Annotated in this window: 18 protein-coding genes and 1 tRNA gene; 5 read left to right on the forward strand and 14 right to left on the reverse strand. The window is 69.9% G+C overall.

Annotated features, from left to right (window positions below; translation table 11 throughout):
* Positions 1-31 precede the first annotated feature (31 nt).
* Positions 32-748, forward strand: coding sequence for an SOS response-associated peptidase (locus tag QNO14_RS07240; protein WP_257506165.1), 717 nt, complete (start codon positions 32-34; stop codon positions 746-748).
* A gap of 333 nt (positions 749-1,081) precedes the next feature.
* Entirely contained in the window at positions 1,082-1,969 is an 888-nt protein-coding gene (locus QNO14_RS07245) for a 3-methyladenine DNA glycosylase (protein WP_257506166.1), read from the forward strand.
* On the opposite strand, the gene QNO14_RS07250 is transcribed toward QNO14_RS07245, so the two are convergent.
* The 3 genes from QNO14_RS07250 to QNO14_RS07260 all read right to left on the reverse strand — a co-directional run bounded on the left by QNO14_RS07250 (position 1,954) and on the right by QNO14_RS07260 (position 5,065).
* Positions 1,954-3,144 carry a glycoside hydrolase family 3 N-terminal domain-containing protein gene (locus QNO14_RS07250; RefSeq protein WP_257506167.1) on the reverse strand — a complete coding sequence of 397 codons (1,191 nt, stop codon included), beginning with the start codon at positions 3,142-3,144 and terminating at the stop codon, positions 1,954-1,956. The genes QNO14_RS07245 and QNO14_RS07250 overlap by 16 nt on opposite strands.
* Before the next feature lie 76 nt (positions 3,145-3,220).
* Positions 3,221-3,832, reverse strand: coding sequence for a hypothetical protein (locus tag QNO14_RS07255; protein ID WP_257506168.1), 612 nt, complete (start codon positions 3,830-3,832; stop codon positions 3,221-3,223).
* A gap of 30 nt (positions 3,833-3,862) precedes the next feature.
* Positions 3,863-5,065: an MFS transporter gene (locus tag QNO14_RS07260; RefSeq protein ID WP_257506169.1), complete on the reverse strand. Its 1,203-nt coding sequence runs from the start codon at positions 5,063-5,065 to the stop codon at positions 3,863-3,865.
* 22 nt (positions 5,066-5,087) lie between these two features.
* Here QNO14_RS07260 and QNO14_RS07265 point away from each other — a divergent pair, with 22 nt between their 5' ends.
* Positions 5,088-5,654 (forward strand): TetR/AcrR family transcriptional regulator, encoded by a 567-nt coding sequence (locus tag QNO14_RS07265; RefSeq protein ID WP_257493408.1) that lies wholly within the window; start codon positions 5,088-5,090, stop codon positions 5,652-5,654.
* A 70-nt stretch (positions 5,655-5,724) separates the two neighbouring features.
* Positions 5,725-6,699 carry an epimerase gene (locus QNO14_RS07270; protein ID WP_257493407.1) on the forward strand — a complete coding sequence of 325 codons (975 nt, stop codon included), beginning with the start codon at positions 5,725-5,727 and terminating at the stop codon, positions 6,697-6,699.
* A 39-nt stretch (positions 6,700-6,738) separates the two neighbouring features.
* Here QNO14_RS07270 and QNO14_RS07275 read toward each other — a convergent pair whose 3' ends face one another.
* From QNO14_RS07275 to QNO14_RS07310, 8 genes are all read right to left on the reverse strand, one after another.
* Positions 6,739-7,401 carry a response regulator transcription factor gene (locus tag QNO14_RS07275; protein ID WP_257506170.1) on the reverse strand — a complete coding sequence of 221 codons (663 nt, stop codon included), beginning with the start codon at positions 7,399-7,401 and terminating at the stop codon, positions 6,739-6,741.
* Entirely contained in the window at positions 7,398-8,621 is a 1,224-nt protein-coding gene (locus QNO14_RS07280) for a sensor histidine kinase (RefSeq protein ID WP_257493405.1), read from the reverse strand. Before QNO14_RS07280 ends, QNO14_RS07275 begins: the two co-directional genes overlap by 4 nt.
* 67 nt (positions 8,622-8,688) lie before the next feature.
* Positions 8,689-9,885 carry a serine hydrolase domain-containing protein gene (locus QNO14_RS07285; RefSeq protein WP_257493404.1) on the reverse strand — a complete coding sequence of 399 codons (1,197 nt, stop codon included), beginning with the start codon at positions 9,883-9,885 and terminating at the stop codon, positions 8,689-8,691.
* A 29-nt stretch (positions 9,886-9,914) separates the two neighbouring features.
* The gene (locus QNO14_RS07290; RefSeq protein WP_257493403.1) at positions 9,915-10,730 is read right to left on the reverse strand and encodes a hypothetical protein; all 816 of its coding nucleotides are present in this window, start codon (positions 10,728-10,730) and stop codon (positions 9,915-9,917) included.
* Entirely contained in the window at positions 10,730-11,464 is a 735-nt protein-coding gene (locus tag QNO14_RS07295; RefSeq protein WP_257493402.1) for an ABC transporter ATP-binding protein, read from the reverse strand. Before QNO14_RS07295 ends, QNO14_RS07290 begins: the two co-directional genes overlap by 1 nt.
* A 219-nt stretch (positions 11,465-11,683) precedes the next feature.
* Complete coding sequence (locus tag QNO14_RS07300) at positions 11,684-12,478, reverse strand: helix-turn-helix domain-containing protein (protein WP_257493401.1); 795 nt, start codon at positions 12,476-12,478, stop codon at positions 11,684-11,686.
* Positions 12,479-12,795: 317 nt separating this feature from the next.
* The gene (locus QNO14_RS07305; RefSeq protein ID WP_257506171.1) at positions 12,796-14,139 is read right to left on the reverse strand and encodes a 3-phosphoshikimate 1-carboxyvinyltransferase; all 1,344 of its coding nucleotides are present in this window, start codon (positions 14,137-14,139) and stop codon (positions 12,796-12,798) included.
* A 445-nt stretch (positions 14,140-14,584) separates the two neighbouring features.
* Positions 14,585-14,660: transfer RNA gene (locus QNO14_RS07310), tRNA-Ala, on the reverse strand.
* Positions 14,661-14,783: 123 nt separating this feature from the next.
* Here QNO14_RS07310 and QNO14_RS07315 point away from each other — a divergent pair.
* Positions 14,784-15,209 (forward strand): VOC family protein, encoded by a 426-nt coding sequence (locus QNO14_RS07315; RefSeq protein ID WP_257493399.1) that lies wholly within the window; start codon positions 14,784-14,786, stop codon positions 15,207-15,209.
* Between the two features lie 3 nt (positions 15,210-15,212).
* Here QNO14_RS07315 and rsfS read toward each other — a convergent pair whose 3' ends face one another.
* From rsfS to nadD, 3 genes are read right to left on the reverse strand one after another with little or no spacing between them, the layout of a single operon-like run.
* Positions 15,213-15,590, reverse strand: a complete 378-nt coding sequence (rsfS, locus tag QNO14_RS07320; RefSeq protein WP_257493398.1) for a ribosome silencing factor — start codon at positions 15,588-15,590, stop codon at positions 15,213-15,215.
* On the reverse strand, positions 15,587-16,690 hold the full coding sequence (locus QNO14_RS07325; RefSeq protein WP_257493397.1) for a hypothetical protein: 1,104 nt from the start codon (positions 16,688-16,690) through the stop codon (positions 15,587-15,589). The genes rsfS and QNO14_RS07325 overlap by 4 nt, the downstream gene beginning before the upstream one ends.
* On the reverse strand, positions 16,687-17,283 hold the full coding sequence (gene nadD, locus QNO14_RS07330; RefSeq protein WP_257493396.1) for a nicotinate-nucleotide adenylyltransferase: 597 nt from the start codon (positions 17,281-17,283) through the stop codon (positions 16,687-16,689). Before nadD ends, QNO14_RS07325 begins: the two co-directional genes overlap by 4 nt.
* Between the last annotated feature and the right edge of the window lie 7 nt (positions 17,284-17,290).

Consider the following 17,290-nt stretch of genomic DNA (forward strand, 5'->3'; position numbering starts at 1 on the left):
GATGTCGCAGGCCCCGCGTACGCTGGCTGACATGTGTGGTCGTTTCGTCGTCGCCAACGTGGCATCCGAACTGGTCGGCGTTCTCCGTGTCGATGTCGAGGGTGACGTGCTCCCCCAGCCGTCGTACAACATCGCGCCCACGGCGCGGGCGGCGATCGTGCTCGATTCCGCCAAGACGGAGCCGGCGACCCGCCGCCTGGAGTCCGCTCGGTGGGGCCTGGTTCCCGGGTGGGCGAAAGACCCGAGCATCGGGTCGCGCGCGTTCAACGCGCGGGCCGAGGAGCTCGAGGACAAGCCGATGTTCCGCAACGCGTTGATCAAGCGCCGTGCCGTCGTGCCCGCGTCGGGCTACTACGAGTGGAAGCAGACAGAGGGCGGCAAGGTGCCGCACTACATCCACCCCGCCGATGACCAGCCGATGTTCTTCGCCGGGCTGTACGAGTGGTGGAAGGACCCGCAGAAGGCGGACGACGACCCGGAGCGATGGCTGCTGAGCTTCACGATCCTGACCCGGGACTCGATCGGGCGGCTCGGATCGATCCACGACCGCATGCCGCTGTTCATCGACGGTGACTTCGCCGACGCGTGGCTCGACACCGACACCGACGACCACAACGTGCGCGACCTGCTGGATGCCGCGATCGACGCGGCGCCCGCGCTGGCCGACACGCTGGATGACCACGTCGTGTCGTCTGCGGTCGGCAACGTGCGCAACGACTCCCCCGAGCTCATCGAACCGGTCGACTGATCCCTGCCGGCTGGCGCGCTGTGCCGGCGCGCCTGCGCATCAGGCCGGCGCGCCCGCGCATCAGGGCGGGCACGAGTGTGCCGGCCGGCCGCAAGCTGCGTGGCATCCATTGCCGGAATGAGGGGATCTGCCCGGATGCCGGAATGAGGGGATCTGCCCGGATGCCGGAATGAGGGGATCTGCCCGGATTGCCGGAATGAGGGGATCTGCCCGGATGCGGGTGGGGATGCCGCTTCAGTTCCGCATTCCGGCAGGTCACCGCATCTCGGTGGCGGCAAGGGCGACGGACAGCGGACGGACGCGGGTAGCGGGAGCCCCCCGTAGGCTCGAGGGATGACCCTCGCCACGCGCACCGAGACGGTGCTGACGCGCGAGCAGTGGCACGACCGCGAGCAGGCGCATCGCACCCGCGCGGACGAACTGACCGCCGGGCGGCGCGACCGTGCAGCGCGCGGGGAGACGCACCCGGTCGACGACTTCCTCTACACCTACTACTCCTACAAGCCCGGGCTGCTGCGCCGTTGGCATCCTGGCGCGGGCATCGAGCTCGCGGACGCCGCAGACAGCGCTCGCGCGACGTGGAGCTGGTACATGCCCGGTGCCACCGCCGGCAGCCTGCGCGTCGACGCTGCCGGGTTCACCACCGTGAAGTCGGATCTGGTGGCGCTGTGCGAGCGGATGCTGCGGCTCACGGCCGCCCGCACGCCGCGGTTCGGGTGCTTCGGACTGCACGAGTGGGCGATGGTCTACCGCGCGCCGGAAGCCCGCCACGCCGTCCCACTGCGGCTCGGGCAGGCGGGCACCGATGACGTGGTCGACGCGCACGAACTGCGCTGCACCCACATCGACGCGTTCCGCTTCTTCACCGACGACGCCGTGCCTCGCAACCGTTTCATTCCCACGCGTGCCGAGCAGCCGCTGCACGAGCAGCCCGGGTGCCTCCACGCCGGCATGGACGTTTACAAGTGGGTGATGAAGCTCGGTCCGCTGGTACCCGGCGAGCTCATGCTGGACGCGTTCGAGCTCGCCCGCGACATCCGCGCGCTGGACATGGCCGCCTCGCCCTATGACCTCGCGGACTGGGGTGTGGCACCGGTCGCCATCGAGACGGCAGAGGGCAAAGCCGAGTACGTCCGTCAGCAGCGCGGATTCACCGAGCGGGGGAACGCACTGCGCGCGGCGGTCCTCGACGCCTCGCTGCCGGGTCACTCCGCGGGCTGACAGTCCGCGCAGGGCAGCATTCCGCCCGGCGAATGCTGCAGCCGCAGCTCGATCACGCGTGCCGCGGCCTCGTCGAGGCGTTCGGCGGAGAGCGTCCCGGATTCCGCGGCCGCCGCGAGCCCATCCACGATCCGCCCCGCCGTCCCGGCATCGGACAGCATGACAGCCATGACCATGTCGGCACCGGCCGCGACGGCACTGACGGCGTTCGCCACCGGATCGGCGTACTGCGGCTCGCCGGTGTTCTGCAGCATCCCGAGATCATCGGTGATGGTCACGCCGTCGAATCCGAGGTCTTCGCGGGCGATGCGGTACCACTCGGGTGACAGCGAGGCAGGTGCGGCATCCACCGCGGTATAGACGAGGTGACCGAACATCAGCAGATCTGCCCCCGCGTCGATGCCGGCTCGGAACGGCGTCCCATCCTCCTGCTCCCACGCTTCGAGGGAGCGATCGGTCGTGGGCAGCATGTGGTGGGAGTCCCCCGGCGCTGCGCCGTGCCCCGGAAAGTGCTTCAGCGTGCTCGCCACGAGACCCGAATGGCCCTGCACCGCCGCCGTGACCCGATCGGCGGCGGATGCCGGCGTGGTGCCGAGCGCCCTGCGGAAGATGAAGCTGCCGGAGTCGGCGGGCACATCGGCGACGACGCCGAAGTTGACGTTCACTCCGGCGCGCTGCAGCAGGCCGCCGCGGGCGGCGAAGGCAGCCGCCGACGCCTGCGGCTCGGCGTTCTTCAGGGTCACGGCGCCGGGAAGGTCGTCCCAGGGCAGACGGGTCACATCGTCGCCCTCCTCGTCGATGCCGATCAGCGGCGGCAGCGCCGGGTCGAGCGTCAACGCGGCCGTCACCGCCCGCAGCGCCGCCTCGTCCGCGGGGATGTTCGCGCCCATCAGGATGAACCCACCGAGGCCCGCGTCGGAGATGTAGTCGCGCAGCGCCGCCGGGTCCGGCGTGGGGACGTGTCCCATGACGATGGATGCCGCGCGCTCGCGCGTCGACATGGCAGCGACGAGTCGCTCGGCGTGGGCGTTGACCGTCGCATCGGTGGCCGGGACGACCGTCACCGTCGACGCCGATTGCACGTCAGCGGGGGTGCCTGCAGCCGACACCGGCATCGCGATGCCCAGCGCGGCGGCGCAGACCGCGAGACCGAGGACCCGCACGGCACGACGCATCGCGCCAGTGTACGTGGGCCTCCCGACGGTCTCGTGGGAGTGCGTTCAGGCTTCGGCGCCCGCGGACATGCGGCAGCTACCGCTTTGCCGCCCGCCGTGCACGTGCTGCGGCTGCCCGGGAGTCGAGCGAAGCGATGAAGCGCCACTCCCAGGATTGGGTCGGGAACTCCCGGATCACATCCTGCGGATCGATCACCCGGCCGTCTTCGTCCAGGTAGTACCGCCATGACCGCGGAAGCCAGCCGAGACCGCCGGCGACTGCTCGAAGCAGCAGTGCCGCAACGCATCCCAGCGAGATGAACCCCAGCCAGTCGAGTCCCCAGAAGGAGCCTTCCCGCTCGCGCGTCATGAAGCCGTTGGCGAAGGTGAACGCCATCAGGAGGCCGCTCCACTGGAGGAGGACAAGGTGGTTGGCGCCGATCCGGTCGCGCATGGGCACAGGGTAGGCGGCGATGGTCAGCACGATCTGCAGGGCGACGAGGGCATACATGGGCAGCCGCGGCGGGGTGAATGGCGGATAGCCCTCGGGCGTCGGGTCGCCGTCGCTCGACACGGTCCCGGAGATCACGGAGATCGCCACCATCGCGAGCAGGGGAAGCAGACCGAAGAGTGCCACGCCGACGATGAGGAAGTACTGCGCGCGGTAGATGAACGCCTCACGGCGCAGGACCTGCTGCAGAGCGCTCACCCGTCGAACCTAGCGGGGCAGGCGGCTTCTTCACGGCTGCCCGTGCGCCCCTCGACTCGCCCCTCGAGCCTGAGGCTGGTGTCGGCGCGTGCGCGCCCAGCAGGCAGTCGCGATCGCCACCGCCGACAGGCCGGCGGCTGTGGCGAAGGCCGGACCGTATCCGGCGACGGCGATCACCCACCCCAGCACGGCCGCTCCCACCGCCTGGCCGAAGATGAGCGTGATGAAGAGCATGGCCGTGCCTGCGGGGGCCCGTGGCGCGTCGATGCGCGCCGTCCAGGTGATGAGCACGCCGGAGCCGGCCGTGTAGCCCCAACCGAACGCGATGCATGCGACCAGCCACAGCGGCACGATGCTCTGCGTGACGACCAGCGCGGCGGTGGCGACAGCGACCGCTCCGACCGTGAGCGCCCACGCGGCGCGCGGACCCATGCGTACCAGCCCTCTGGCAGTGACGAGCGCCGCCGCTCCCCCGGCGCCGATCGCGATCCACGCTCCCACCGACACCGTGGCATCCGCCCCGCCGTCGATGAGCAGGGTCCTGCCGTAGTTCCAGACGGCGGCGGAGCCGGCCCCCATCAGCACCGCTGCGGCGATGAGCCGGGCGTGGGCCATGAACCACGACACCGGGGGGAGGGCGCGCGTTGGCGACTCCCCTGCCCGCCGATCCCGGTCGAGCGCCACGACGGCGACGGCCGCAGCGACGGTCACGCCGGCGGAGATGAGCCATGCCGTCCGCCAGTCCGGCAGCAGCGCCAGCGCCAGCACCCCGGCCAGGATGAGACCCGGTCCGGTGCCGGCGTTCACCTGGCTCTGTGCGTCGGGACGTTCCCTGGTGGCGCCGTTAGCCTGCAGCACCGCGACCAGCGCGGGTGACGCGAAGCCGGCTCCCGCGGAGCTGAGGATGGCGAACGTGACGAACACGGCGCCATCGGATGCCAGCGCCATACCCGCACCGCCGATCCCCGCCGCCGCTGCGGCGGCGATGACCAGGGCATGCGCGTGACGCTCGGCAGTCAGGAAGCCGATGAGAGCGGCCGCGCAGTACATCAGCGATGCGCCGCCGGATATCGCGCCGGCCGCGGCTACCTCGATGCCGAGTTCGCGTTGCACATCGACGAGGAAGAGCCCGTACGCGAGGCGGATGAGCCCATAGGTCGCGGCGATCAGCGCCGTGCCCGCCGCTACGAGCGGCCACGCGGCCTTCGATCGTAACGACAACGCACGTTTCACTTTCGTAGCCTATAGTCCTTGCATGGCGATGCGCGAGCGAACCCGGGAGAAGATCCTCGACGCCGCGGACGAACTCTTCTTCTCGGTCGGGGTCGCGGCGACACCGATCGATGCCGTGATCCAGCGCGCCGGCGTCTCCTCGGCCACGCTGTACCGGGGATTCGACGGCAAGGAGGGCGTGCTCGCCGCCGCTCTCGAACGCCGACATCTCGCGTGGATGCGGGCGTGGGACGCGGCGATCGCCGCGCAGCCGTCCGCGGGTGGGCGCCTTCTCGCCGTTTTCGATGCACTCGACCTCTTTCGGCAGCAGCCCACCGGGTCGAGGTGGTGCGCGTTCCTCGGCTCGGCCGCGGAGTTCGCCGATCCGCCTGCCGCCGTAGCCGAAGCCGTGCGGCGCGACACCGACACGATGCGCGAGCGGCTCGCCGAAATCGCGGCGGAAGTCGACCCCGCGCGCGCCGATGCCCTCGCCGACGCGATGCTGCTGATCGTCACCGGGGACTTGGCCATGCGCCTGCGCGATCCCGCCCACAGCACCGCCACCGCCCGGGCCCTTGCCGCAGCGCTCGTCGAGTCCATCGCCCCCTGACCACCGTCACGCGGCCGTCGGCGCACTCGATAGGGTCGAGGCGGAACAGTCGACGGGGATCGGAGCGGGCGTGACAGACAGGCCGGTCGCCGTGATCGCGGGTGCGAGCGGGTTCGTCGGGGCGGCACTGGTGCGAGCCTTCGGCGAAGACGGCTACGAAGTCCGCCGGATCGGTCGATCCGAGAAGCACCGATGGACAGACCAGGCCAGTGTGGCGCGCGCCGTCGACGGTGCGGATGTCGTGGTGAACCTCGCGGGCAAATCGGTGAACTGCCGCTACACCGACGTGAACCGTGACGAGATCCTCCGCTCCCGAATCGACACCACCCGTGCACTGCGCGAGGCCGTCGCGGCTGCGGCCCGCCCTCCGGCGGTCTGGCTCAACGCATCGACGGCGACCATCTATCGGCATGCGATGGACCGCCCGCAGGACGAGGTCACGGGCGAACTCGGCGCGGGGTTCTCGGTCGACGTCGCGCGGGAATGGGAACGGGAGTTCTTCGCCGGCGACCTTCCGTCGACTCGCCGCGTCGCGCTTCGGATGGCGATCGTCCTCGGCGATGGCCCCGCCACGAACATGCTGTTCACCCTGGCGAGGGTCGGCCTCGGCGGACCGCAGTACGACGGATGGTGGCCGCCGCACCGCCGCTACCGCGGCATCGGAGCGCGCCCGACCGGAGACGACCGCTCGACCTGGCATCGCACGAAGGGCCGGCAGAAGTTCAGCTGGGTGCACCTCGACGACGCCGTCGATGCCATCCGGTTCCTCCGCGATCGTCGCGACATCTCGGGACCGGTGAACCTCGCGAGCCCGAACCCCGCTGACAACCGCACGCTCATGCGCACGCTGCGCCGCTCGGTGCGCATGCCCGTCGGGCTCCCCGCGTGGCGCTGGATGCTGGAACCGGCGATGTGGGTGCTGCGCACCGAGCCGGAGCTCGTCCTCAAGAGCCGGTGGGTCGTGCCCCGCAGACTGACAGACGCGGGCTTCGCGTTCCGGTACCCGCAGCTCGGCACGGCGGTGAAAGACCTCAGCTCGCGCTGATGCCACGCGGGCTCATCCCCGCGCGGCGGCGTCTCTTCGTCACGGATCAACCACGCCGGCGCGGATGCCCCAGAGCGCCGCCTGCAACCTGTCACGCGATGCCGTCTTCTGCAGGAGACCCGCCAGGTGGTACTTCACCGTGGTCGGTTCGACGAACAGGCGCGCGGCGATCTCGGCGTTCGACAGGCCCTCCGCGAGAAGGCGCAGCACGTCGACCTCGCGATCGGTGAGCGGCGTGGTCGAGGGCGCTGACGGGCGGGAGGACGGCGCAGACCGTCGATTCGCCACGAACTCGTGCAGGATCCTGCGCGTGAGGCGTTGATCGAGAGTCCCCTCCCCCGCCGCCACCGAGCGCACGGCCGCCGCAAGCGTGCGTTCATCGGCGCCCTTCAGGAGAAAGCCCGCCGCCCCGGCATCCAGCGCCGCGAACACGTCGGCGTCGACGTCGAAGGTCGTGAGCACGAGCACGTCGACCTGGAGGTCCGGGTCGGCGGTGATTTCGCGGGTTGCCTCGATGCCGTCCTTCACCGGCATCCGGATGTCCATGCACACGACATCGGGGCGCAGTCGGCGCGCCAGCTGCACCGCCTCCTCGCCGTCCGCCGCCTGACCGACGACCTCGATGTCGGGCTCGGCCCCGAGGATCACCGCGAGTCCGGTGCGGACGACCGCCTGGTCGTCCGCGATGAGCAGTCTGATCACGGCGCTCCCCGGTCCTGCTGGAGGGGAATCGTGAGGCGATTGCGCCACCCGCCGTCGGGCTGGGGTCCGCTCGAGAGGGTGGCGCCGACGAGGTCGGCCCGTTCCCGCATCCCGGCTATGCCGTACCCGCCTGCCGTGGCTGGCGAAGCGGCCATTCCGAGCGGCGCGCCGTTGCGCACCGTGAGCTCGGCGGCATCCGGCCGGTACTCGACGTGCACGCGGCACACGGTCCCCGGCGCGTGCCGGGCGGCGTTGGCGAGGGATTCCTGCACCATGCGGTACGCGGCGGTCTCAGCAAGGGGGCTCAGGACGGCCCGCTCACCGTCGACCTGCAGCGTCACATCCTGGCCGCGCGCGCGGGCGGCCTCGATGAGTGTGGAGATCTCCGCGACGGACGGTGGCGTACCGGGCGCGGCCGACGGACCCTCGTCCTCCGTGCGCAGCAGTCCCACCGTGCGCCGAAGGTCAGCCAGGGCCGTACGAGCGTTCTGCTGGAGCGCCTGGAGGGTCTCGCGGGCCTGTTCGGGATCCGTGCGCGTGAGCGCCGAGGCGGCCTGCGCGCTGACGATGATGCCGCTCAGGTGATGGCCGGCGATGTCGTGCAGTTCGCGCGCCAGGGCGGTGCGCTCTGCCCGGACCTCGGCCTCGGCGGCCGCTCGTCGCTCCCGTTCGGCCGCCGCCGCCTGCTCGCGCGTCGCGTGCGCCAGCCGTTCGCGCCCGAGCATGTACTCCGCCGCCGCCGCGGGCAATGCCGTGAGCAGCGCGATGCGCGCGCCGCCGGCGAGAACGGTGATGAGCGCCGGCACACCCGCTGCGATCATGGCCACGCCGCCGACGAGCGCGGTGGCGAGCGCGGCCGCTGCGGCGACGACGTACGCACGGCGGCGCGGACGGCCGCGACGGATCGCGGTGTACGTGGCGACGATGACGGCCAGCGCGCCGATACCCAGCTCTCCCCCGCTCGTGGCGAGGATGGCGAGGTCCAGCCCGACGACGACCGGCAGCACGGTGAGCGGCGCGCGTCGACGGAACAGCAGCGCGATCGCCTGCATCACCACAAGACCGCCGTGCACGAGGGGCGGGACCGCTGCCGGTGGCGGCTCGGTGAGAGCCCCGGCCAGGTCGGCGCCGACGTACCCGACGGCCACGGCGAGGGTCAGCACGGGGGCGACCGCCGCACGGACGGTCGCCCCGAGATGCGACCGGGCTGGTCTGGGCATGTGACGAGTCAACCATGCCGGGTGCCGGGCCGCGGAGCGGCTGCCGGCACCCGGCACGGACGGGCGGTCACCGGTCACAGAGCGTCTGGTCCAGCACGTCCACGACGATGCGGTAGTGCTCCAGCAGAAGCTCCTCGTCGCCGCCATCCACGATCGCCCACGGCAGGGCCGTGACGGCGATGGTCGCCGTCGTGCCGTCGGGAGCGATGGCGTTGCGAGTCTGCGCGCCGGGAATGTCGCCCCCGTGTCCCCACGCGATGCCGCCGCAGCTCAGTGGGAAGCTCTGCAGGCCGAGCCCGTAGGTGGCCTCCGGCCAGAGGTCGTCGCCTGCTGCCGTGCCGTCCTGCATCTCGGCCAGGGTCTCGTCCGAGACGAGCTCACCGGCGAAGAGCGCCCGCATGAAGGTGTTCAGCTCCCCCGGTGTCGAGACCATCGCCCCCGCCGACCAGCCGGATGCCGGGTCCATCTCGGTGATCTCACGCAGCTCACCCGGTGTGTCCGCGTGGAAGTGCGGGGGATGCTCGTCCCGCAGCTCCCGCTCGCCCGGACCCGGGAGGTACGTCCGTTCAAGGTCCAGGGGCTCCACGATGCGCTCATCGATCTGCTCCCACAGTGCCCGCTCGGTCACGCGCTCGATGAGCAGCCCGAGCACGATGTAGTTCGTGTTGCTGTACTCCCAGCTTTCTCCCGGCGCGAAGCTCGCGGGGCTGCTGAGCGCCAGGTCGAGCATGTCCCGCGGCGAGATGTAGACGTCCTTCATGCCGAACGCATCGGCGGCGAGCTCGTCCGCGTACTCGGGAAGACCGGTCTGGTGCTGCAGCAGCTGACGGACCGTGATGGCGGTGCCGTCGATGCCGTCGCCGCGCACCAGGCCGGGAAGGTAGGTGTCGATCGGCGCATCGAGCGACACCCGTCCCTCGTCGACCAGTTGCAGCACCACGGTCGCCACGAACATCTTCGTGTTGCTGCCGATGCGCACCTGGGCATCGGCAGCGGCATCCGTGTCGCCGACCTCGCCGACGCCCACGTCGAGACGCTCACCGTCTGCCCGCGTCACCGAGGCGAGTGCGCCCGGGTAGCCCGCATCGATGAGTCCCTGCAGTCGTGCCTGCAGCGCGGAGTCCGTCGAGGCGTCGCCCGTTGTGCGGAACCACGCTCCGAAAGCGAGGGCGCCGCCGACGAGCGCGAGGGTCGCTGCAATCGCGATCCAGATGCGCCATGGGCGCCGTTGTGCGTTCTCGGTCGTTGTGGTGGTGTCGTTCACGATGTCTGTCCTTTCGTGTGGCGTGGACATCAGATGTCGCGGCGCCGGACCACGACGGTCGCGGCTCCGAGTGCGACGACGGTCACGGCGAGCAGGATGGCGCCCGCGGTGAGCGGCGGAAGCACTGTGGGGCCGGCGCCGATGGTGGCGTGTGCCAGTGCGACCGGCAGCAGCTGCGTCCACAGCGGCACGGTGCCCGTCGACAGTTGGGTGACCGCCGCGATGATCGGTTCGGCGAGCATGACCGTCAGCACCACGAGCACGCCCGCCAGCTGGCTGCGCGTGAGCATTCCCACGGCGAGTCCGATCAGCACGAGGGAGGTGACCGCGACGACCCCGCGAGCGACGACCGCCGCGGACTCGGCCACGTCGGGTGCGAAGGGCGTGCCGGAGACGGCGAGCGTGACGAGAAGGATTGCGGTGCTCACCAGGCCCAGGGCGGCACCCAGGATGAGGCCCGTGATCCCAGAGGCGCCGGCCTTTGCCGCGACGATCTGCCACCGGCGCGGCGCTGCCAATGCCGCTCCGACGATGCCACCAGAGGTGTAATCGCTGGTTCCGGCGAGAACGCCGAGGATGGTCACGGCGAGGATCGCAATGCCCACAGAGCCGCCGCTCATCGAGGCGCCGAGCGGACTGAGGGCGTCCAGCTGTGTGGCGGACGCGCTCAGGTCGAACATGAGACCTTCGGCTGCCCCCTCCTCGCCGCCGATGTCGCCGCGCATGATCGCCGGCAGCAGCGAGACGAATGCCAGCTGGGTGGCGATGAGCCCGATCAGCGCGAGGACTGCGGTCACTTTGGCCGCGGTGGTGCTGAAGATGTTCAGCAGTTCTGCACGGAGCATCAGCGCACCCCCGTCCGGTCGCCGGCAACCGAGAGGTAGAAGCCCTCCAGGTCACCGTTCGACGCCGCAAGCGCGTCCTGCAGCGAGGATGCCGCCGCCACGGCGCCGTCCACGATGACCACCACGTCGTCCGCGATGTCCTGCACGTCCGACAGCAGGTGCGAGGAGAGGAGCACGGTGCCGCCGGCATCCGCGAAAGCACGCAGACGCTGGCGGAGCCAGTGCATGCCCGTGGGGTCCAGCCCGTTGGCGGGCTCGTCCAGTACGAGGACCCTGGGCTGCCCGAGCAGGGCGGATGCCAGGGCGATGCGCTGCCGCATGCCCAGCGAGTAGCCGCCCGCGCGACGGTCGGCGTCTGCCGTCATGCCGACTTCGGCGAGCACCTCGTCGACTCTGGCGGCAGGGATGCCGGAACGCGCCGCGACGATGCGCAGGTGGGTGCGGCCGCTGCGTGAGGGGTGCAATCCGCCGGAGTCCAGCACGGCCCCGACCGTACGGCCGGGCGTCTCGAGCTCTCGGTACGGACGCCCGAACACGAGCGCGTCGCCCGATGCGGGAGCCGCGAGACCGAGCAGCATGCGGATGGTGGTGGTCTTGCCGGCGCCGTTGGGGCCGAGCAGTCCGGTGATGCGGCCGGAGCCGACGGTGAAGCTGACGTCGTCGACGCGCACGCGGCCGCGGAAGCTCTTCCGCAGGGCACGCGCCTCGATCGGGGGTGATTGTGAGGTGTCCATGGATCCAGCGTCGTCGCGGGCGCCGGTGCGCGCCCCGGCCGCGGGCACAGTGCCGCCTGGCCGGAAGGACAGTCGTGCCGAGCAAGACCCGTTGCCGCGACGCTACGGGCGAAATCGCCTCAGCCCGCCGGCGCAGGCGAAACGACCGTTCCCGGCATATGGTCAAGGCCTGACAACGGAGGACGCGGTCCGTCCTTGAGCCCCCTGGGAAGCGCCGGCTCACTCCTCGACGAGGTCGGCCCTTTCGGCTCGCGACTCATCCCCGGCGGCATCCGCGCCCCGCTTTCGGATGGCGTCAGCGAGCTCGAATCCCCGCATGGCGGCTCGCACGAGTACGTCCTGCTGCGCGGCGTTGAACAGCGCGGGAACCATGTCGACGAACGCCTCTGCCGACGCGGGGCCTCTCCGGGCGAGGTGCGGGCCCGGCTGCGCCAGCCATGGATAGTCGATGATGTTCTGCGCAATGGTCGTGGCGTACCTCTCCGCCAGGTGGTGTCGTGTGTCCTCGTCGGCGTCGGCCGGCAGTTGCGCGAGTTCCGCGCTGAGATCGCCCGGGTCTGACTCCACCATCTTCCGCACATCGGCCATGGCCTTCTCATCCAGCAGCTGCGAGTAGACGTGCGTGATCGAGGTGTCCAGTTCCGACATCCTGGATGCCACGGACTCGAAGCCCGCGGGAACATCCGCGGGCGCGTTATCACGGAGGATCGCGGCGATGCTCGCTCGCGCCTCCTCCAGGCGCGCGATGTCCGCGCTCAGTTCGGCGTCGATCTCGCGCAGCGACTGCGGGGTGCTGGCCGCGCCAGCGCTGACGGCAGGGATCTGCGAAAGCGGAACCCCCAGAGTCACCAGGCGTCGGATGCGCAGCAGGCTGACCAGGTGGCGCACGTCGTACTGCTTGTACCCGTTGTACTGACGCTCAGGCTCGTCGAGCAGTCCTATGCGGTGGTAGTGGCGAATCGTGTTCACCGTCGTGCCGGCGAGATAGCCGAGCTCCCGCGTACTCCACGACATGACAGGCTCCTTGGGTTCGTTGAGCGTTCTTCATCCCAACAGCAGCCACCAGGCTATCTATGCCCGGCCCAGCCGACGCGAACGCGGCCCGCCTGTGCCGACCTCGATGAGGATGTTTGGCGCTAGGGCGTGTCTCCCACGTGTTCGGCGAGGCTCTCGGGACGCTTACAAGGTGAGGTCTACACGTTCGCGGTATCGGGCGTTCACGACGAGCAGTGGGAGTTGATCGAGCGAGGCGTTGGGCCAGGAGGGCTGACGGTCGGCAAGCATGTCTTGACCCTGATGCCGGTCAGCCGTTCTTCTCCGCCCATGGACCGTTATCGGGCGCGGGAACCGCGCACCAAGTGCTCCCACATCTTCGTGTATTCCGGCAGGTCTGCAGTCGCCGAACCGATGTCCTGGACGGTGACGCCGGGTACAGCAAGTCCGATCAGGGCTCCGGCGGTGGCGACGTGGTAATCATGGTCGGCTCGCCACACCCCGCCGGTCAGTGGGCGGGGAACCACGCGGATACCGTCAGGTAGTTCCTCCACCTCACCGCCGATGGCACGAAGATTGTCCACTAGTGCGTCGATGTGCGTGCTCTCGTTCCCGGTGCGGGGCTTCAGTCCGGTGAAAGTCGACGGCCCGTCCGCGAAGGCGGCGAGGGCGGCCAGGATGGGGGTGAGTTCACTGATCTCCGACACATCCACGCACGCGCGCCGGATGATGCGCTCGGTGCCAGCGGTGACAGTCAAAGCTCCGCCGCGTCGGCGTGCGCGTGCTCCCATCAGCACCAGAATCTCGGCGAGCCGGGCGGCTGGCTGCGCGGAATGAGCGGGCCACCCTGGGACGGATACGCGACCGCCGGCTATCATCGCGGCGGCGACGAACGGTGCCGCAAGTGCCAGATCGGGCTCAATGGTCGCGGCTCTGGCCCGTACCGGCCCCGCAGGAACGATCCACTCGGTAGGTGTCGGCTGGTCGACGTATACGCCGCGGCGGCGGAGTGCTTCGATCGTCATGTCGATGTCGGGGAGGCTTCCCAGCGGTTGGCCGACGTGGCGGAGCGTCAGACCGACGTCGAACCGCGGAGCTGCCAGCAGCAGCGTTTGGACAAGCTGGGATGAACGGTTGACGTCGATTTCCACGTGGCCACCCCGTATGTGTCCGCGCCCGCGCACGGTCAGCGGCACAGTCCACTTGCCCGCGTCGTTGATGTCGCAACCGATGCTGCGGAGAACCGTGATCACCTCGCCCATCGGACGGCGCGACCGGCTCTCGGGAACTGTCACGGTCACACTGCCCGAGGCGAGGCCGGCCAGGCCGACAGCGATGGGGGCAACGAGGTCGGGCTGGCTGATGCTCAACACCGCATCGATGGCGAGCGTAGCGGGGGACTCGACGACCAGATCCGGGCCGAAAGGCCCAGTACCGGCGACCTCCCGAATATTCACGCCCACCCCGCGCAGGGTCTCGATCACGCCCGCCAAATAGTCCGAATGCAACGGCCACATCAGCCGGCTCGGGCCCTCTGCGCTGGCAGCAAGAGCGATTTCGAGATAGGTCAGCGCCTGTGAGCCCGGCACAGCGACCACGTCATCGAAGGGCCCCGCGGCATGGGGGGCCCTCCACTCAGCAGGCGAGGCGATCGACCTTGGAGACAGCTGTACGTTGCCCATGCGTGCACGATAGGAGACGCCCCCTGGTTGGGAAAGACCCCCACTCGTCGCTCCTCCGTCCCGTTGGAAGACGTGGTGTTGGGTTGGAGGGCGATCGCGACTCGTCCTCGGTGTGAGCAACTGTTCGCGGCGAGTCGCCACCGACGCCAGCCAGAAGACACACCCCGGGAACGGCGCAAGTGACCCGCACCCCCGTACAGCTACGACCGAAACATGCAGCTGGGCGGCAAGCTCGGCCAGGGAGACATACTTTCCGTGTCCCGCATCCGAAGCGCCAACGCCGTCCATATCGCAAAGGTGCGCGTGAGCTACCGCGAGGCGTCCAGATACTCCGAGAAGCCCCGAGATCGTGCCGGCACGAACCGGCGAAGTGTCCAGTAAACGACTACCAAACATTCAAACCCCCTGATCAGGGAGTGAAGATTTGGGGCGTTACCGGGAGTTTTGGTGGACCTGAGGGGACTCGAACCCCTGACCCCCTGCATGCCATGCAGGTGCGCTACCAGCTGCGCCACAGGCCCTTACGCCGCCCCGCGGGGCAACTCATTAAGCCTACAACACGTCGGCGGCCTGGATCGAATCGACCGCGATGTCCGGGCGTGTCCGTACCCTGGGCCGCACGCACCGACCGAAAGGAGCCCGTCATGGCAACCCTGGGCAACGTCACCTTCTATGCGGATGACCCGCGTACACTGTCCCACTTCTGGGCCGGGGTGTTCGGCTATCCCCCGCTCGAGTGGGAGGATCCGCTGCGTCGGCAGCTGCTCGACGCGGGCCTCGCAGAGGCCGACCTCAGCACGCGCGCGCTGGCCGAAGACCCCGAGGGCGTCGGCCCCCGACTCTTCTTCCATCACGCCGATGGGCCGAAACGGCGACGCAACCGCATCCACCTCGACGTGCAGGCGGTGCCGGACGGGCGCCCGACCCGCACTCAGCTCGAAGCAGAGAAAGATCGACTGGTCGCGCTGGGTGCCGAGGTCGTCAGACTGGTCGACCAGTCGTGGGGACCGTGGCCGGAGCTGTACTACCAGCTGCGCGACCCCGAAGGCAACGAGTTCTGCCTGCAGTGAGCCTCAGTCGGCCGACGTGGTGGCGGGCAGTTCGACCGGGATGACCGGGCAGTCCTTCCAGAGCCGCTCGAGGCCGTAGAAGACGCGCTCCTCCTGGTGGAAGACGTGCGCGACGAGGTCGCCGAAGTCGAGGAGAATCCAGCGGGCCTGCTCGCGCCCTTCGCGACGGAGGCGCTTGTGGCCGGCTTCGAGAAGCTTCTCTTCGATGCGGTCCGCGATCGCTGCGACGTTTCGCTCGCTGCTGCCCGACACGATGAGGAAGGCATCGACGAGCGGAAGCGGCTCCGACACGTCGAGTGCGACGATGTCCTCGCCGCCGGTCGCATCTGCAGCCTGCGCGGCGATCTGGATCATTTCACGCGATTGGGCGCTGGCGGTCATGAGAAGACTCCTGTGGTGATTGCGAAGACGAGCACGCCCACGAGCGCCAGCGCGAGGGCTCCGGCGGTGATGGCGAGAGCCATCATGAGTCGCCCGCCCTTCTCCGGCGCGGGGGGCTGGATGATTTCGCCAGCGCTCTTGGATGTGCTCACAGCGGCACTTGCCGCGATGGGTGTGGGTGAGGATGCCGCAGGCAGCTCGCCGTCGACGAGAACGGCATCGACGTCCTTGCCGTCTGCGACACCGGGCGCGTGGCCCTTCGAGCCGAGGCCCTCCGGCAGCGCGAACGTGCCCGTGATGAGCACCTCGCCGGTGGCGGTGACGGGACCGACAAGCGGCCCGGAAGCAGGCGTCTGCGACAGGATCAGCGCGTTCGACGTCGAGAGGCTGCCAGTGCCGCCGGCTCCCCGAGCGAGGATGTTGTCGAACGATGCCGGCAGCTCGATGGCGTCGGCGTCTCCGGCGAGCAGGTCGGCACCGAGGGCGCTGTTGACGACGGGACGTTCGGCGGAGGGGTCGATGACCTGCGCGGCCTCGACTTCGGGCTCGTCAGCGCGCTCGTCGCCCGCGGCGTCGAAACCGCGCTCGTCGGCGACGTCGTCCTCGTCCTGCTCCCGCGGCGCGGCTTCGGCCTCGGTGGACTCGATGTCGGTGTCGGTGTCGCTCGCTGCGGACTCGGACTCGGCGGGCGCGGCGCCGTCAGAGTCGGTGGGCGTGGCGTCGGTATGCTCGTCTGCCGCATCTGTGGACGTCTGTTCGTCCGTGGGCTCCACGGGCGCCTCGGCGTCCCGCTCCGCCTGTTCCGCCGCCTGCGCGGCGAGCAGGTCCGCGGTGATGACCGGCACCGACGCGGTGCGGATGCGCTCCTGCTGTCGCGCCTGCCGGCGGGTCAGGGGGTGCGCGTCGAGGTCGACGCTGGCGTCGGGTTCCGGCGCGGGCGGCACCTCCGCCGGGGTCGCCGGGCGTGGCAGGGGCGTGGCCACGACGGGAGGCTCGGCCGGGGGCTCGTTCGACGTGATGATGGGTGTGGCCGCCGTGTTGCGCAGTTCGCGCATCTGCTTGCGCGTCAGCGGCGGAGTGGGCTGCTCGGGTGTGCTCATGCCTTGCTCCGATAGAGGTGGTGCTTCGCAATGTATTGGACGACCCCGTCAGGGACGAGGTACCACACCGGGTAACCCCGATGTACGCGGTCCCGGCAGTCCGTGGACGAGATGGCAAGCGCCGGCACTTCCAGCTGGCTCACGCCTTCGGGCGGAAGGTGGTCGATGTTCAGCACGTGGCCTGGGCGCGAGACCGCGACGAAGTGGGCCAGCCGCCACAGCTCATCATGGTCGCGCCACGTGAAGATCTGCGCGATCGCGTCGGCGCCGGTGATGAAGAAGAACTCGGCATCCGGGCGCTGCGCGCGAAGATCGCGCAACGTGTCGGTGGTGTACGTGGGGCCTCCGCGGTCGATGTCGACGCGGCTGACCGTGAAACGCGGGTTGGATGCCGTCGCGATCACGGTCATCAGGTAGCGGTGCTCGGCGGCCGATACGTCGTGCTTCTGCCACGGCTGACCCGTGGGCACGAACACGACCTCATCCAGATCCAGCGACCGCACGACCTCGCTGGCAGCCACCAGGTGACCGTGATGGATGGGATCGAATGTCCCACCCATCACGCCGATGCGCGGTGCCCGCGAAGAAGTCATGCAGGCG

Origin of the sequence: Microbacterium sp. zg-Y625, assembly GCF_030246925.1 — a bacterium.
Classification (GTDB): domain Bacteria; phylum Actinomycetota; class Actinomycetes; order Actinomycetales; family Microbacteriaceae; genus Microbacterium; species Microbacterium jiangjiandongii.

Bases quoted from the DNA above. Each gene is read 5' to 3' on its own strand.
- QNO14_RS07240 (WP_257506165.1), top strand. From the start codon at position 32: ATGTGTGGTCGTTTCGTCGTCGCCAACGTGGCATCCGAACTGGTCGGC.
- QNO14_RS07245 (WP_257506166.1), top strand. From the start codon at position 1,082: ATGACCCTCGCCACGCGCACCGAGACGGTGCTGACGCGCGAGCAGTGG.
- QNO14_RS07250 (WP_257506167.1), bottom strand. From the start codon at position 3,144: ATGCGTCGTGCCGTGCGGGTCCTCGGTCTCGCGGTCTGCGCCGCCGCG.
- QNO14_RS07265 (WP_257493408.1), top strand. From the start codon at position 5,088: ATGGCGATGCGCGAGCGAACCCGGGAGAAGATCCTCGACGCCGCGGAC.
- QNO14_RS07280 (WP_257493405.1), bottom strand. From the start codon at position 8,621: ATGCCCAGACCAGCCCGGTCGCATCTCGGGGCGACCGTCCGTGCGGCG.
- QNO14_RS07290 (WP_257493403.1), bottom strand. From the start codon at position 10,730: ATGCTCCGTGCAGAACTGCTGAACATCTTCAGCACCACCGCGGCCAAA.
- QNO14_RS07295 (WP_257493402.1), bottom strand. From the start codon at position 11,464: ATGGACACCTCACAATCACCCCCGATCGAGGCGCGTGCCCTGCGGAAG.
- QNO14_RS07300 (WP_257493401.1), bottom strand. From the start codon at position 12,478: ATGTCGTGGAGTACGCGGGAGCTCGGCTATCTCGCCGGCACGACGGTG.
- QNO14_RS07305 (WP_257506171.1), bottom strand. From the start codon at position 14,139: ATGGGCAACGTACAGCTGTCTCCAAGGTCGATCGCCTCGCCTGCTGAG.
- QNO14_RS07315 (WP_257493399.1), top strand. From the start codon at position 14,784: ATGGCAACCCTGGGCAACGTCACCTTCTATGCGGATGACCCGCGTACA.
- rsfS (WP_257493398.1), bottom strand. From the start codon at position 15,590: ATGACCGCCAGCGCCCAATCGCGTGAAATGATCCAGATCGCCGCGCAG.
- QNO14_RS07325 (WP_257493397.1), bottom strand. From the start codon at position 16,690: ATGAGCACACCCGAGCAGCCCACTCCGCCGCTGACGCGCAAGCAGATG.
- nadD (WP_257493396.1), bottom strand. From the start codon at position 17,283: ATGACTTCTTCGCGGGCACCGCGCATCGGCGTGATGGGTGGGACATTC.